The organism is Methylophaga sp. OBS3 (assembly GCF_026319325.1).
Lineage (GTDB): Bacteria > Pseudomonadota > Gammaproteobacteria > Nitrosococcales > Methylophagaceae > Methylophaga.
This window is the reverse complement of the sequence record NZ_JAPDMU010000004.1, coordinates 77,140-90,879: the sequence shown is the minus strand read 5'-3', so window position 1 is coordinate 90,879 and position 13,740 is coordinate 77,140. Positions and strand designations below refer to the sequence as shown.

Here is a 13,740-nt window from a genome sequence, read left to right as displayed (position 1 = left end):
CTTGCAACATGACGGAGATAAAAAATCACTTGCAGGCAGTTTTGCAGCAAATTCATGCTGCAGAAAATGCTGCAAATCGCCCCGAAAATTCAGTCAATCTGCTTGCTGTCAGTAAAACTTGGCCAGCCGATAGACTTCGTGAACTCGCCCTCTCCGGCCAACAAGATTTTGGCGAGAATTATCTTCAAGAAGCCTTAGAAAAAATTCATGCTCTTGCGGATTTATCGCTCACTTGGCATTTCATTGGTCCTATCCAATCAAATAAAACACGAGATATCGCGGCCAATTTTGCTTGGGTACAAAGTGTAGATCGCCAGAAGATCGCTCAACGACTCAACGACCAGCGGCCAGACGGCTTGCCTGCTTTAAATATTTGCTTACAAGTTAATATTGATAACGAAGATACCAAGTCAGGTCTCACCGTTGATGAGCTTCCCGCCCTTGCCCAGCAAGTAAATGAAATGCCCAACCTATGCCTTCGGGGATTGATGGTCATTCCAACAGCAACTGATGATATTGACCAACAACATGATGCTTTCAAACGAAGCTTTGCGCTCTTTAGAGAGCTCAAAAATACTTATCCAACGGTTGATACATTATCAATGGGTATGTCGGGCGATTTAACCGCAGCTATTGCTGAAGGCAGTAATATGGTTCGTATCGGCACGGCACTTTTTGGCAAACGCCATACACAGGCTTAATGATTATCAGTACACTGGCACTCTTACATTTCTCAAGGTAATTTCGCGTCAATATGAATACAGGCAAAATTGTTTTTATCGGTGGCGGCAATATGGCTCGCAGTTTAATCGGCGGATTAGTTGCTGATGGACAGTCGGCAGAACAGATTCATGTCGTCGACAAGCAGCCAGAAGTGTTAACCAATCTTCAACAAAAATATGCCGTACAAGTGCATGATGAGATCTCGGCAGCGTTATCAGATGCTGACGTCGTGGTGTTGGCAGTTAAGCCACAGCAAATGCAGGATGTCATTAAGTCACTGGCACCAACTTGGCCAGAGAAAGCATTGCTAATTTCAATTGCTGCCGGCATTCGTTTAGAAGATATGAGTCGCTGGTTACAACAACCTGCCGCGATTGTTCGTGCCATGCCAAACACACCATCTTTGGTACAAGCGGGAGCCACCGCCTTGTTTGCTAATGAAAATGTTACGGATACCCAAAAAGAACAAGCCGAAGCCATTCTCAGAGCCGTTGGTATTGCAATTTGGTTAGAAACTGAATCAAAGATGGATGCTGTTACAGCATTATCTGGAAGTGGCCCAGCCTACTTCTTCCTCGTCATGGAAGCGATGGAAAATGCGGCTATCGAATTGGGTCTTACCCAAGAAACAGCCCGAATGTTATGCCTTGAAACCGCATTTGGCGCCGCCAAAATGGCATTAGAAAGTGACTTACCTGTGGCGACACTTCGCCAACAAGTGACCTCACCTGGTGGCACCACGGAGCGAGCAATCCATGAACTTGAAGATGGTGGATTGCATGGTTTATTTGAAAATGCCTTAGTTGCTGCCGCACTGCGTGCTCGCGAACTTGGTACGCAATTAGGACAAGATCATGACTAATGGCTATCTCAGCAACCCGCTGATTTTCATCATCGATACGTTATTTATCCTTTACATGATGGTGATAGCTTTACGCTTACTGCTGCCGTGGAGTCGCTGGCCGAGTAACCAACCGTTAACACAACTGTTAATTCGAGCCACTCAGCCTGTCGTGCAACCACTTAGAGCCGTATTACCAGCCATAGGTAAGCTTGATACCGCAGTACTGGTGTTATTACTGATTGTGGCTTTATTAAAGTTAGTGCTGACCTCAGCATTGATGGGTAATGTCCCCGGCTTACTGACACTGATTCCATTTACATTTGCAGAAGTTTTTAAGCTGTTTATCACTTTATTTACCGTCAGCATTCTTATTGAGGTGGTATTAAGTTGGTTAACCACGCCCGGCAGTTACAACCCCATGGCTGAGCTATTGGTCAGACTTAATGCGCCTTTACTAAATCCAGTCAGACGCATGTTGCCGGATATGGGCGGTATTGATCTCTCACCACTTGTCGTTATTATTGGCCTGCAAGTATTGCAAATGCTGGTCTTACCCCTTTTGATTGGTGCGGTTTAATTGCTTGCCAAGGCCTTGCTGATTAAAATGCCTGCTTACTTTTTAGATGACCGTTGTTATGTCCGATAATTTGCCGACTGATTCGGTTGGCCTTGTCAGTCCTCAATATCTGCATGTCTCAGAGCCGCTTGAATTAGATTGCGGTCGTAGCTTGCCGGAGTTTGATCTGATTTATGAAACATACGGCCAACTAAATGCTGATAAAAGTAATGCAGTACTAATTTGTCATGCATTGTCCGGTGACCATCATGCGGCTGGTTACCACAGCGTTGATGATAAAAAACCGGGTTGGTGGGATACCGCAATTGGTCCCGGCAAAGCGATTGATACCAACAAATTCTTTGTCGTTTGCCCAAATAACCTTGGTGGTTGTAAAGGCTCATCAGGCCCAAATACCATCAATCCACAAACAGGCAAGTTATACGGCCCAGACTTCCCTATCATGACGGTTCCTGATTGGGTTCGAAGCCAAGCCATTTTGGCTGATAACCTCGGCATCCATCAGTGGGCAGCGGTTGTTGGCGGCAGTCTTGGTGGTATGCAAGCCATGCAATGGGCGATTTCGCTTCCTGACCGAGTTAAACATGTCTTAATCATTGCTGCTGCACCGAAATTATCCGCACAGAATATTGCGTTTAACGAAGTTGCTCGTACTGCCATCAAGTCTGATCCTGACTTTCATGGTGGTCACTATGCAGAACATAATACCTTGCCCCGCCAGGGCTTAGGTTTAGCCAGAATGTTGGGGCATATTACTTATTTGTCAGATGAAGCGATGGGACAAAAGTTTGGCCGCGAGCTAAGAAGCGGACAAATTCAATATGGCTACGATGTTGAGTTTCAAATAGAAAGCTATCTTCGCTACCAAAGCTCAAGTTTTGTTGAGCGGTTTGACGCAAATACCTATCTATTGATGACCAAAGCGCTGGATTATTTTGATCCGGCTAAAGCGTTTAATGATGATCTCAATGCCACGATGCAAAGCATTAAAGCTAAGACGTTGGTAATGTCATTTACCAGTGACTGGCGCTTTTCACCGTTACGTTCACTGGAAATCGTCAATGCCCTATTAAGTGCTAATAAACAAGTTAGCTATGCTGAGATAGAGGCACATCAAGGCCATGATGCCTTTTTGATGCCGATCCCGCGCTACATGGAAATTTTCAGTACCTACATGCAGCAAGTTGCCAAAGATATAGGTGTCGCATGAACTTACGCCTAGATTTACAAATTATTAGCGACTGGATCCCGAATGGATCTCGCGTGCTTGATTTGGGCTGTGGCAATGGCACTTTGCTCAAACACCTACAACAGCGTGATATCACAGGCTACGGCCTTGAAATTGACAACAGTAAGTTTGCTGAATGCTTGGCAAGTGGCGTCAACGTATTACAAGCCGATTTAGACGAGGGTCTAACGCAGTTTGCCAATCAAAGTTTCGACTATGTGATCCTGTCACAAACGCTTCAGGCGATTAAACGTCCAGACTTCTTATTACAAGAAATTATGCGTGTTGGTCGTCACGGCATCATTGGCTTTCCAAACTTTGGTCATTGGCAATGTCGTTGGCAGTTAGGTATTGGCGGTCATATGCCGGTGTCGAAAAGTCTACCCAACCATTGGTTTGAAACGCCCAATATCCACTTGTGCACCATTCAAGATTTTGAGCGTTTATGCCGCGAAAACAGCTTTAATGTTATCAATCGCAGCATTGTAAACCACGAATATAAAGACACTTTAGCGATTCGCTTGTTACCTAATTTATTTGGCGAAACGGCCGTTTACTTGATTCAAAATAACCAAAAATAAATGAAAGCATATCAACACGACTTTATTGAATTCGCACTAGCGACTGGCGTTCTAAAATTTGGCAGTTTTACTTTAAAGTCTGGGCGCCAAAGCCCTTATTTCTTTAATAGCGGCTTATTTAATAGTGGTGCCAGCCTTGCACAGCTCGGTCGTTTTTATGCACAGCGTATCGTCGATAGTGAATTGCAGTTTGATGTGCTATTTGGCCCTGCCTACAAAGGTATTCCATTAGCTTCAACAACAGCTGTTGCTTTAGCTGACCAACATAATATTGATATTCCTTATGCGTTTAATCGTAAAGAAGCCAAAGATCACGGTGAAGGTGGACAACTTGTTGGTGCGCCATTAACAGGCAAAGTGCTGATTATTGATGACGTCATTTCAGCGGGCACATCAGTCGGTGAGTCGGTCACTATGATCCGTGCTGCGGGTGCAGAACCTGCTGGCGTTATCATCGCGTTAGATCGACAAGAACGTGGCAAAACGGCATTATCAGCTATTGCCCAAGTTGAAGCTGATTACGGCATTCCTGTTGTAAGCATTATTTGTCTGGCTGACTTATTGCAATATCTTGATGGTCAAGCAGATCTGCAAACCCATCGTGATGCCGTTGCAGCCTATCGAGCCGAATACGGCGTGTAATTAGCCGAAAATTAACTTCACGGCTATAAGTACGGTAACAAGCTCAAAGCAGCGTTTGATCCAGCGATTTCCGGCCTTTAAGGCCATATGGGTGCCTAGATAGCCGCCAATTAATGAGCCCAGTAATAACGCAGGCAGCCAGTCCCAACGAATTTCACCTAGTATTGATAGGGTAATCGCGCCAGTTCCGTTCCAGAATAAGCCAACCAAAATCATCGTATAGGCTATTGCTCGTTGGTAATCCATGCCAAACCAAATGATGAGCCAGATAGTCACAAACAACCCTGTTCCAGATGTTAACGAGCCACTTAGAATCCCTAAAAAAAATAACATTAAGCTGCCAAGAAGATAACCTTGCGGATAACGATTTTTCGGCTGATAAACTTGACCTAGTTCAGGCTTAAAATATGAATAAATGCCTAAACTACCCGTTAAGATGCCTAATGCGATTTCGGCGACTCTTTCAGGGACTAATAAAATAACGCTACCGCCAAGAACTACTCCTGGCAGGCCAGCAATAAGTAACAATACAACGAACTGTCTCTCAAGACGGCTGGTAGAAATATGGCGAAGTGCAGCACCAAGCCCCAAAGCGACACTGGCTACTTTATGGGTTGCAAGAGCGACAGAAAAACTTAGCCCCAAAAAAATGAGTACTGGAAACTGAATTAAGCCAGCACCGCCGCCGCTTAGTGCAGAAAAGATACTGGACAGCAAAGATATAACAAACAGAATACAATGTTCGAAAAGGGTCAAGGTTTACGCCGTTCAAATTGTTGAGGATTAGGATGATACGCAAAGCTTTACTTAGCAGCAGCTTTTTGATGAGTTTATGTCTCACAAGTAACACCGTTTTTGCCGGCCAACTTTATCGTTTTAATGACGAAAGTGGTACACCGACGCTGAGTAAAACCCTACCGCCTGAAGCTGCACAGCAAGGCTACGATATTTTAGATGATAAGAGCATGCGCCTTATTGAGCGCGTGCCACCGGCTCTAAATGAAGCCGAACTTGCAGAAGAAGCAAAACGCCAAGTTGAGCTTGAAGCGCAGCAAAAAGCCGCAGCAGTTGAAGCTCAACAAGCCGCTAATTTAAGACGTCAGCAGCAAATTCATGACCAACAATTACTAAGCATCTATTCATCTGAAACCGAGCTAGTCGCCGACCGCGATCAAGAGCTTGGTGTTCGACAGGCAAGACTTGATGCCCTAGTCGCGAAACAACCTAAACTTGAGCAGCGACTTGTCGAGGCACAAGAAGAAGCAGCAAAACGCGAACTTAGTGGTGCTGCCATTTCAAATAATCTGAAAAAGCGTCTTGCAGCAGCAGAGCAAGAACTCACCATCAATCGACAAATGATCAATGAGCTTAGTGCTGAAATTAGCGCATTAACAGAACAGTATGAAAGTGATCGTCAACGCTTGAACAAGCTATTGACGCCGCCACGTTAGACCAACAGATCTAACTCGCTAAGCAGTAATTGATTTTCGGTATGAGTGCCGATCGTGATACGTAAAAACTGTTCGATGCGTGGCTTGTTAAAGTAACGCACGATAATGCTTTTCTCACGTAAAGCATCGGCCAGCGCTTTAGCATCTTGCTCGGGATGCCGGGCAAATATAAAGTTAGCCGCTGATGGAATAACCTTGAAGCCCATTTCCTGCATCGCTTTTGTGACCAAATCACGCTCAGCAATAACTTGCTGACGACAGTCTTGGAAATAAGCACGATCTTCAAAAGCTGCGACGCCTGCGGCAATCGCCAAACTATCTAAAGGATATGAGTTAAAGCTGTCTTTAACGCGAATTAACGCTTCGATGAGATCAGCATGACCAATCGCAAAACCGACCCGCATACCAGCCAAAGATCGTGATTTTGACAGTGTTTGCGTCACCAGCAAATTCGGATACTGCTTCGTTAAGGAGATAGCTGATTCACCGCCAAAATCAACGTAGGCTTCATCAATAACAACAACTGAGTCCACATTATTTTTGAGTAATGTCTCAATCTCATTTAATTCCAGCAAACGTCCCGTTGGTGCATTAGGATTTGGGAAAATAATGCCGCCATTAGCACGTAGATAATCAGCAATGTTAATTGCAAAATCATCTGTCAGCGGAATATTTTCGTAATCAATACCGTAGAGCTGGCAATAGACCGGGTAAAAACTGTAAGTGATATCCGGAAATAAAATTGGCTCAGCATGTTTAAACAAACCAAAGAACACGTGCGCCAAGACTTCATCTGAGCCATTACCTACAAAAACATTGCTCACATCTACATGGTGATAGTCAGCAATGATCTGACGCAAGGCACCACCATCTGGCACAGGATACAAACGCAGTCGGTCTGTTGCAGCGAGACGGATGGCCTCAATCACTTTTGGTGATGGACCAAATGGATTCTCATTGGTGTTGAGCTTAACCAAATTTGCACCACGGGGTTGTTCCCCAGGTACATAAGGGTCTAGTGTGTGAACAAAATCACTCCAGTAGCGGCTCATATCAGTCTTTTAAACGATATTCAGCACTACGGGCATGCGCGGTCAAACTCTCACCACGCGCCAATACAGAAGCAATTTTTCCAAGTGTTTGTGCGCCTTCCGCCGATACCTGGATCAAGCTTGAACGTTTTTGGAAGTCATAAACACCCAGCGGCGAACTGAAACGCGCCGTACGAGATGTTGGCAACACATGATTTGGACCAGCACAATAATCACCTAACGCTTCAGGTGTATAGCGCCCCATGAAAATAGCACCAGCATGGCGAATTTGTTTAGCCATATCAGCAGGGTTATCGACTGATAGCTCCAAGTGTTCGGCAGCGATGAAGTTAGCAACTTCAACAGCTTCTTGCATATCAGCAACTTGAATCAGAGCACCGCGACCACCTAATGACGCGCTAATGATTTTTTCGCGTTCCATCGTTGGCAATAATTTATCAATCGATGCTGCTACCTTTTCAAGGAAGTCAGCATCAGGAGAGACCAAAATTGCCTGAGCATCTTCGTCATGTTCTGCTTGTGAGAATAGATCCATGGCAATCCAATCTGGATCCGTTTTGCCATCACAAATGACTAAGATTTCAGATGGGCCAGCAATCATATCGATTCCAACGGTACCAAATACCATGCCTTTTGCTGTAGCAACAAAGATATTACCTGGGCCAACGATTTTATCGACCTGTGGAATAGTTTGTGTGCCATAAGCTAATGCAGCAACAGCCTGCGCACCACCAATAGCAAAAATACGATCAACACCAGCAATCGCAGCAGCAGCTAATACAAGCTCATTAACTTCATCATCAGGCGTTGGCACCACCATGATAAGTTCTTTCACACCAGCTACTTTGGCAGGAATGGCATTCATCAAAACCGATGAAGGATAAGCAGCCTTACCACCAGGAACATATAAACCGGCTCGGTCTAATGCCGTGACTTGTTGGCCTAAAACAGTGCCATCAGCTTCTGTGTACTGCCACGAGTCTTGTTTTTGATGTTCATGGTAACGACGCACACGCTCAGCTGACTTTTCGAGCGCCTCACGTTGTGCAGCAGGAATATTGTTTAATGCCTGGTGAGCACGCTCTAAAGAAATTTCTAAATCCGTTAAGCTTGTCGCTTTAACACGATCAAATTTCTGACTGTAATCAACAACAGCATCATCACCTCGCTGCTTAACATCAGCGAGAATGTTGCGAACGGTATCTGTCACAGCAGCATCAGACACACCTTCCCATGCCAGCAGCGTAGATAGCTCTGACCAGAAATCATCTTGTTGAAAATTTAAGCGGGTTACTTCAAACATTTTCTCGTTCTCTTACAGCGGCACGGATATCGTCAATAAATTTCTGAATCCGTTGATGTTTTGTTTTCATTGAAGCTTTATTGACCACCAAACGTGAACTAATATCCGCAATATGTTCTAAAGGTTCTAAACCATTTGCACGGAGCGTGTTACCAGTATCAACAACATCGACAATTCGATCCGCTAAACCAACCAATGGTGCCAACTCCATCGAACCGTATAACTTAATTATATCGACTTGTTGACCTTGTGCCGCGTAAAAGCGTCTGGTGCTTTCAACAAACTTGGTGGCGACCTTCAGGCGTCCTGGTGGCAACGGTGCATCTTTATGTCCTGCTGTCATCAGTTTGCAGCAAGCGATCTGCAAATCAACTGGCTCATAAAGTTCAGCATCAGGATGCTCCATCAACACATCTTTACCTGCAACACCAACATCAGCACCACCATACTCAACATAAGTCGGTACATCAGAAGCGCGGACAATAATTAACCGTACATCGGGTTGGTTGGTCGAAAGAATCAGCTTACGACTGGTTTCAGGATCATCCAGTGGCACGATACCGGCAGCTTCTAACAAAGGCAGTGTTTCTTTAAAAATACGGCCTTTAGATAGTGCCAGTGTCAATGTTTCAGCCATTTTCTACGCTCCGCAGACCAGTTGGGATACGACGAATACGTGCCCCCAATTGCTGTAGCTTTTCTTCAATACATTCATAACCACGATCAATGTGGTAAATACGTTCAACAACTGTTTCACCCTCGGCAACCAATGCTGCCAAGACTAAACATGCAGAGGCCCGAAGATCAGTTGCCATCACTGGCGCAGCAGTTAACGCATCACGACCTTTGCTGACAACGGTATTACCTTCAATTTGCAAATGCGCGCCCATACGCTGCATTTCTTGTACATGCATGAAACGGTTTTCAAAAACAGTCTCAACAATCGTCGCCTGACCATCTGCCACACTGTTTAAGGCTGTAAACTGTGCCTGCATATCAGTTGGAAACGCAGGATAAGGCGCTGTTCTAATATTGACAGCTTTTGGTTGGCGCCCTTCCATATCAAGGCTTATCCAGTCTTCACCAACTTCAATTTTGGCACCAGCTTCTTCAAGCTTTAACAAAACTGCTTCCAGTTGGTTGGCATCTGTATCTTTGAGTTTTACGCGACCACGCGTGATTGCCGCAGCAACCAAATAAGTACCCGTCTCAATACGGTCAGGCAAAATGTCATAACGCGTGCCATGCAGTTTTTCGACACCATTAATTTCTAACGTTGCAGTGCCTGCACCTTTGATATCAGCGCCCATCTTGATCAGATAGTTAGCTAAGTCGACGACTTCAGGTTCACGTGCCGCATTTTCAATGATGGTTTTACCTTTGGCTAAGGTGGCAGCCATCATCAAGTTTTCAGTACCGGTTACGGTAACTTGATCCATGAAAATGTGCGCGCCTTTTAAACCTTCACCACTAGTTGCTCGAATATAACCATTCTCAACTTTAATCTGTGCGCCCATGGCTTCTAAACCACGTAAATGCAGATCAACTGGACGAGAACCGATAGCACAACCGCCTGGTAACGAGACATCCGCTTTACCATGTCTCGCCAACAAAGGACCAAGCACCAAGATCGAAGCACGCATGGTTTTAACCAAGTCATAAGCCGCTTCGGTTGCGGTTAAAGTGGTCGGGTCAATTTCAACGCCTGAACGCTCATCTACCGTTAATGACACACCCATACGGCCCAACAACTCAAGGGTTGTCGTGATGTCATGCAGATGCGGAACATTACCAATTCGAACTGGTGAGTCAGCTAATAAAGCGCCCATAAGGATCGGCAACGCAGCATTTTTTGCTCCGGAAATACGGATCTCGCCGTCCAGCGGCACGCCGCCTCTGATTATCAGTTTATCCATAATATCTCTTGTGGTTACGGCGCTTATTAACTAGCACGGGTTTTCAGTGATAAAGCGTGTAATTCACCACTGCTAAACTTATCACCTAAGGTAGCTTTCACCATACGGTGTTGTTCAATCAAACTTTTTCCTGCAAATGCTGGACTGACGACGATGGCATCAAAGTGTTGCCCATCATCACCCAAAACTTCAACGTCTGAACCTGGCAGACCTTGTTCGATCATTTGCTTAATGTCGCTGGCTTTCATTATGCACTCTGTGAATCAAGGGGCAGAATAGCGTCCAAGCCACTGGCCTCAGCCATTGCCAACATTTGCGCTGGCATCTGCATAAAAATAATTTGTTTATCGCTGGCACGTGCTTCACGCATCCAACGTAAAAGCAGTGCTAATCCAGCACTGTCACTTTTTTTCACTTCAGATAAGTCAACATTGATCGTTGCTAACTCTTTAAAAGCTGACTTACTTTGATCGATATAATCTTGTACAGCATCTAGCGTTAAATCGCCGCTAACTCGCAAGCATTGAGCGACATTATCCATGCGAATACTCATGATTTGGCTTTTTCGTTACGCTGAGCTAAATCTTCGATCAATTTATCGATACCGCCGTTGTTAATGTCACGACTAAATGATGAGCGGTAATTGGTCACCAAGCTGATGCCTTCAATTTTGACATCATAGACTTTCCATTGATCAGCATTGTCTTGATACAAAGACAACACCATTGGAATGCCAGGGCCACCGGCTTGCACTACTTCCATTGGGACATTGACACGTTTTTTGCTCAAATCATCACGAAACGGCAAGAAACGGATTTCTTCGTCTGTGTATTCCAACATTGCTGTTGAATAAGTGCGAACTAACAAAAGACGAAATTCTTCGACAAAGCGCGCTTGTTGATCCTCGCTAATGCTATTCCAATTTTTACCCAACGCCAGTTTTGCCATGCGAGCAAAATCAAAATGTTGAATTAAAATCTCATCAACCAAGCTGTAAATTTTGCTTGGGTTCTCAGCCAACTCGGCTTCATGCTCTTCAAGCGCAGCCAACATTTCATCCGAAGCCTGTTTTACCAACGCTTGCGGTGCAGGCATATCTTCTGCTTTAGCGTGCATCGCTGATACCGTCATTAGCATTGCTGCTAACAATAAGGCACCAACTTTAAATGTGTTCGCGATTTGCATCATTATTCACCTTCTGCCATACCGTAAAGGAACTGACCGATGATTTGCTCTAACACAACAGCAGGTTGCGTTAAGGTAATTTCATCGCCATCTGCCAGATAAAAATCATCTGCACCTGCTTCTAAGCCAATGTATTGCTCACCCAGCAGGCCTGCAGTGTAAATACTCGCTGATGAATCCAACGGGATATTGTCATACTGCGAATAGATATTGAGTGTCACAACCGCATCATAAGTTTCCGGGTCGAGGTGAATACTTGCAACACGACCAACACGAACCCCCGCCATAGAGACTGGTGAGCGCGGTTTCAATCCACCAATATTTTGGAAGTGTGCAGTCACTTGATAACCAGAGTCATCACTAATACTGCCCAGATTACTTACTTTCATGGCCAGTACAAACAACGCAGCCAGACCGGCGGCGACAAACAGGCCGACCAGAATCTCGGTTTGCTTACTTTGAATCATTTTCTCACTCTCCAAACATCAACGCTGTTAGTACAAAATCCAGCCCTAGAATCGCAAACGCAGAATGTACTACTGTACGCGTTGTAGAGCGCCCTACGCCTTCCGACGTTGGCACCGCATCATAGCCTTCAAACAAAGCAATCCAGGTCACAACAAATCCAAACACAATACTTTTAATGACGCCGTTCATCACATCGTCATACCAATCTGTTTTTGCCTGCATTTGTGACCAGAAAGCACCGTCATCAACACCCAATAAACCATGGCCAACTAAAAATGCACCAAACACACCTACGGCGCTAAAAATAGCTGCCAGTAGTGGCATTGAAATAAAGCCGGCAATGAAACGTGGCGCAATAACGCGACGGATTGGGTCAACAGCCATCATTTCCATGCCTGATAACTGCTCGGTACTTTTCATCAGCCCGACTTCAGCAGTTAATGCAGAGCCTGCTCGACCGGCAAACAATAAAGCCGTTACCACAGGGCCAAGCTCACGGACTAATGATAGTGAGACTAAAACCCCCAAAGACTCTTCGGCGCCAAAATCTACTAGCGTATTGTAACCTTGCAGCCCCAAGACCATGCCGACAAATAAACCCGAAACCAAAATGATAAGTACTGATAAAACACCAACATAAAAAAGTTGTTGAATAACCAGTGAAAATCGCATCATCAATTCTGGAATACCCGCCAGAATTTGCAACAACAACATTGTGGCCCGACCAAGTCGTTCCATGGTGGCTAATCCCCAGCGGCCCAGCCCCCGAATAAAGTCAATCATCGGTTGTCCTCATCCGCCAGTAAATCATCCGCAAACGCTGTACCCGGATAGTGGAATGGCACCGGACCATCAGGTTTACCCTGTAAAAATTGTTCAACCCAACTTGAGCCAGATTTTTGTAATTGCTCAGGCGTGCCCTGCTCAATTACTTTGCCACCTGACAATAAATAGATATCGTCAGCAATTTGAGAAGTCTCGGCCACATCGTGTGATACCACGATGCTGGTTAAGCCCATAGCATCATTCACCCGACGAATCAGATTGACCAATGTTCCCATTGAAATAGGATCTTGGCCGGTGAATGGCTCATCGTACATAATCATCATCGGGTCTAATGCCATCGCTCGCGCTAAAGCAACGCGTCTTGCCATACCGCCTGATAACTCTGCAGGCATCAAATTTCGCGCATTACGAAGACCAACTGCCTGTAACTTCATCAATACCAAGTCACGGATCATCGAATCAGGCAAATCAGTATGTTCACGCAGCGGAAAAGCCACGTTGTCGAACACATTAATATCAGTTAGCAGCGCACCACTTTGGAAGAGCATACCCATGCGCTTACGTAGCGCATAGAGCGCTTTTCTCGGCAGCTTGTGGACGTCTTGTCCGTCAACAATGATACTGCCTCGCTGCGGACGCAGTTGACCGCCAATCAGCTTGAGTAGCGTGGTTTTACCGGTACCGCTAGGCCCCATAATAGCTGTGACTCTACCCTGATAAATATCGATATCGACGCCGTCGAAAATCGCTTTGTTACCACGATAAAAGTGCAAATCTCTGATTTTGATCAGTGGCGTCATAGCCCAGCCGGTATCTTAAAAATAAGGGGGCTAATTTTCGGTAATCTGCGGGGTTAAGTCAAATCATACTATGGAACACCGCAAGCCAATCCGTTAAAGTTGTCTGCAACGTTTCCAATAAATCAGGAAAAATTCATACTTGGCTTCTGTTCAGAGTACGTTCAGAATCCTCGTGGTAATGTTC

18 protein-coding genes are annotated in these 13,740 nt (G+C 45.2%); 7 read left to right on the top strand and 11 right to left on the bottom strand.

All coding sequences use genetic code 11. The annotated features are described in order from the left end of the window. Positions 1–8: 8 nt before the first annotated feature. The 6 genes from OMP94_RS09420 to pyrE are packed head-to-tail and all read left to right on the top strand — an operon-like array spanning position 9 to position 4,595. Entirely contained in the window at positions 9–701 is a 693-nt protein-coding gene (locus tag OMP94_RS09420; RefSeq protein WP_266278038.1) for a YggS family pyridoxal phosphate-dependent enzyme, read from the top strand. 53 nt (positions 702–754) lie between these two features. Next, positions 755–1,585, top strand: coding sequence for a pyrroline-5-carboxylate reductase (proC, locus tag OMP94_RS09415; protein ID WP_266278037.1), 831 nt, complete (start codon positions 755–757; stop codon positions 1,583–1,585). Then, a complete protein-coding gene (locus tag OMP94_RS09410) occupies positions 1,578–2,144 on the top strand; it encodes a YggT family protein (RefSeq protein ID WP_266278036.1) in 567 nt (188 codons plus the stop codon). Before proC ends, OMP94_RS09410 begins: the two co-directional genes overlap by 8 nt. Positions 2,145–2,202: 58 nt before the next feature. Continuing rightward, positions 2,203–3,354 carry a homoserine O-succinyltransferase MetX gene (metX, locus tag OMP94_RS09405; RefSeq protein ID WP_266278035.1) on the top strand — a complete coding sequence of 384 codons (1,152 nt, stop codon included), beginning with the start codon at positions 2,203–2,205 and terminating at the stop codon, positions 3,352–3,354. Next, positions 3,351–3,953 (top strand): methionine biosynthesis protein MetW, encoded by a 603-nt coding sequence (metW, locus tag OMP94_RS09400; protein ID WP_266278034.1) that lies wholly within the window; start codon positions 3,351–3,353, stop codon positions 3,951–3,953. Before metX ends, metW begins: the two co-directional genes overlap by 4 nt. Further along, a complete protein-coding gene (gene pyrE / locus OMP94_RS09395) occupies positions 3,954–4,595 on the top strand; it encodes an orotate phosphoribosyltransferase (protein WP_266278033.1) in 642 nt (213 codons plus the stop codon). It begins immediately after the preceding gene. Here the strand turns inward: pyrE and OMP94_RS09390 are convergent, their stop codons facing one another. After that, positions 4,596–5,351: a sulfite exporter TauE/SafE family protein gene (locus OMP94_RS09390; RefSeq protein WP_266278032.1), complete on the bottom strand. Its 756-nt coding sequence runs from the start codon at positions 5,349–5,351 to the stop codon at positions 4,596–4,598. 68 nt (positions 5,352–5,419) lie between these two features. Here OMP94_RS09390 and OMP94_RS09385 point away from each other — a divergent pair, with 68 nt between their 5' ends. Continuing rightward, the gene (locus tag OMP94_RS09385; RefSeq protein ID WP_266278031.1) at positions 5,420–6,046 is read left to right on the top strand and encodes a DUF4124 domain-containing protein; all 627 of its coding nucleotides are present in this window, start codon (positions 5,420–5,422) and stop codon (positions 6,044–6,046) included. On the opposite strand, the gene hisC is transcribed toward OMP94_RS09385, so the two are convergent. The 10 genes from hisC to OMP94_RS09335 are packed head-to-tail and all read right to left on the bottom strand — an operon-like array spanning position 6,043 to position 13,556. After that, positions 6,043–7,098 (bottom strand): histidinol-phosphate transaminase, encoded by a 1,056-nt coding sequence (gene hisC, locus OMP94_RS09380; protein WP_266278030.1) that lies wholly within the window; start codon positions 7,096–7,098, stop codon positions 6,043–6,045. The two genes, OMP94_RS09385 and hisC, sit on opposite strands and share 4 nt — an antisense overlap. Position 7,099: 1 nt before the next feature. After that, positions 7,100–8,401 carry a histidinol dehydrogenase gene (hisD, locus tag OMP94_RS09375; protein ID WP_266278029.1) on the bottom strand — a complete coding sequence of 434 codons (1,302 nt, stop codon included), beginning with the start codon at positions 8,399–8,401 and terminating at the stop codon, positions 7,100–7,102. Continuing rightward, on the bottom strand, positions 8,394–9,038 hold the full coding sequence (hisG, locus tag OMP94_RS09370; protein ID WP_266278028.1) for an ATP phosphoribosyltransferase: 645 nt from the start codon (positions 9,036–9,038) through the stop codon (positions 8,394–8,396). Before hisG ends, hisD begins: the two co-directional genes overlap by 8 nt. Next, on the bottom strand, positions 9,031–10,317 hold the full coding sequence (gene murA, locus OMP94_RS09365) for a UDP-N-acetylglucosamine 1-carboxyvinyltransferase (RefSeq protein ID WP_266278027.1): 1,287 nt from the start codon (positions 10,315–10,317) through the stop codon (positions 9,031–9,033). Before murA ends, hisG begins: the two co-directional genes overlap by 8 nt. 26 nt (positions 10,318–10,343) lie before the next feature. Then, a complete protein-coding gene (locus OMP94_RS09360) occupies positions 10,344–10,565 on the bottom strand; it encodes a BolA family protein (protein WP_266278026.1) in 222 nt (73 codons plus the stop codon). Beyond that, positions 10,565–10,858, bottom strand: a complete 294-nt coding sequence (locus OMP94_RS09355) for an STAS domain-containing protein (RefSeq protein ID WP_266278025.1) — start codon at positions 10,856–10,858, stop codon at positions 10,565–10,567. The genes OMP94_RS09360 and OMP94_RS09355 overlap by 1 nt, the downstream gene beginning before the upstream one ends. 8 nt (positions 10,859–10,866) lie before the next feature. After that, positions 10,867–11,505 (bottom strand): MlaC/ttg2D family ABC transporter substrate-binding protein, encoded by a 639-nt coding sequence (locus tag OMP94_RS09350; RefSeq protein WP_266278024.1) that lies wholly within the window; start codon positions 11,503–11,505, stop codon positions 10,867–10,869. Next, entirely contained in the window at positions 11,505–11,969 is a 465-nt protein-coding gene (mlaD, locus tag OMP94_RS09345) for an outer membrane lipid asymmetry maintenance protein MlaD (RefSeq protein ID WP_266278023.1), read from the bottom strand. Before mlaD ends, OMP94_RS09350 begins: the two co-directional genes overlap by 1 nt. A gap of 4 nt (positions 11,970–11,973) precedes the next feature. Beyond that, complete coding sequence (mlaE, locus tag OMP94_RS09340; RefSeq protein ID WP_266278022.1) at positions 11,974–12,753, bottom strand: lipid asymmetry maintenance ABC transporter permease subunit MlaE; 780 nt, start codon at positions 12,751–12,753, stop codon at positions 11,974–11,976. Then, on the bottom strand, positions 12,750–13,556 hold the full coding sequence (locus OMP94_RS09335; protein WP_266278021.1) for an ABC transporter ATP-binding protein: 807 nt from the start codon (positions 13,554–13,556) through the stop codon (positions 12,750–12,752). The genes mlaE and OMP94_RS09335 overlap by 4 nt, the downstream gene beginning before the upstream one ends. Between the last annotated feature and the right edge of the window lie 184 nt (positions 13,557–13,740).

Coding starts and splice junctions, on each gene's coding strand:
- OMP94_RS09350 (WP_266278024.1), bottom strand. CDS start 11,505: ATGATGCAAATCGCGAACACATTTAAAGTTGGTGCCTTATTGTTAGCA.
- mlaD (WP_266278023.1), bottom strand. CDS start 11,969: ATGATTCAAAGTAAGCAAACCGAGATTCTGGTCGGCCTGTTTGTCGCC.
- proC (WP_266278037.1), top strand. CDS start 755: ATGAATACAGGCAAAATTGTTTTTATCGGTGGCGGCAATATGGCTCGC.
- mlaE (WP_266278022.1), bottom strand. CDS start 12,753: ATGATTGACTTTATTCGGGGGCTGGGCCGCTGGGGATTAGCCACCATG.
- OMP94_RS09410 (WP_266278036.1), top strand. CDS start 1,578: ATGACTAATGGCTATCTCAGCAACCCGCTGATTTTCATCATCGATACG.
- metX (WP_266278035.1), top strand. CDS start 2,203: ATGTCCGATAATTTGCCGACTGATTCGGTTGGCCTTGTCAGTCCTCAA.
- OMP94_RS09360 (WP_266278026.1), bottom strand. CDS start 10,565: ATGAAAGCCAGCGACATTAAGCAAATGATCGAACAAGGTCTGCCAGGT.
- OMP94_RS09335 (WP_266278021.1), bottom strand. CDS start 13,556: ATGACGCCACTGATCAAAATCAGAGATTTGCACTTTTATCGTGGTAAC.
- OMP94_RS09355 (WP_266278025.1), bottom strand. CDS start 10,858: ATGGATAATGTCGCTCAATGCTTGCGAGTTAGCGGCGATTTAACGCTA.
- hisD (WP_266278029.1), bottom strand. CDS start 8,401: ATGTTTGAAGTAACCCGCTTAAATTTTCAACAAGATGATTTCTGGTCA.
- murA (WP_266278027.1), bottom strand. CDS start 10,317: ATGGATAAACTGATAATCAGAGGCGGCGTGCCGCTGGACGGCGAGATC.
- hisC (WP_266278030.1), bottom strand. CDS start 7,098: ATGAGCCGCTACTGGAGTGATTTTGTTCACACACTAGACCCTTATGTA.
- metW (WP_266278034.1), top strand. CDS start 3,351: ATGAACTTACGCCTAGATTTACAAATTATTAGCGACTGGATCCCGAAT.
- hisG (WP_266278028.1), bottom strand. CDS start 9,038: ATGGCTGAAACATTGACACTGGCACTATCTAAAGGCCGTATTTTTAAA.
- OMP94_RS09385 (WP_266278031.1), top strand. CDS start 5,420: ATGAGTTTATGTCTCACAAGTAACACCGTTTTTGCCGGCCAACTTTAT.
- pyrE (WP_266278033.1), top strand. CDS start 3,954: ATGAAAGCATATCAACACGACTTTATTGAATTCGCACTAGCGACTGGC.
- OMP94_RS09420 (WP_266278038.1), top strand. CDS start 9: ATGACGGAGATAAAAAATCACTTGCAGGCAGTTTTGCAGCAAATTCAT.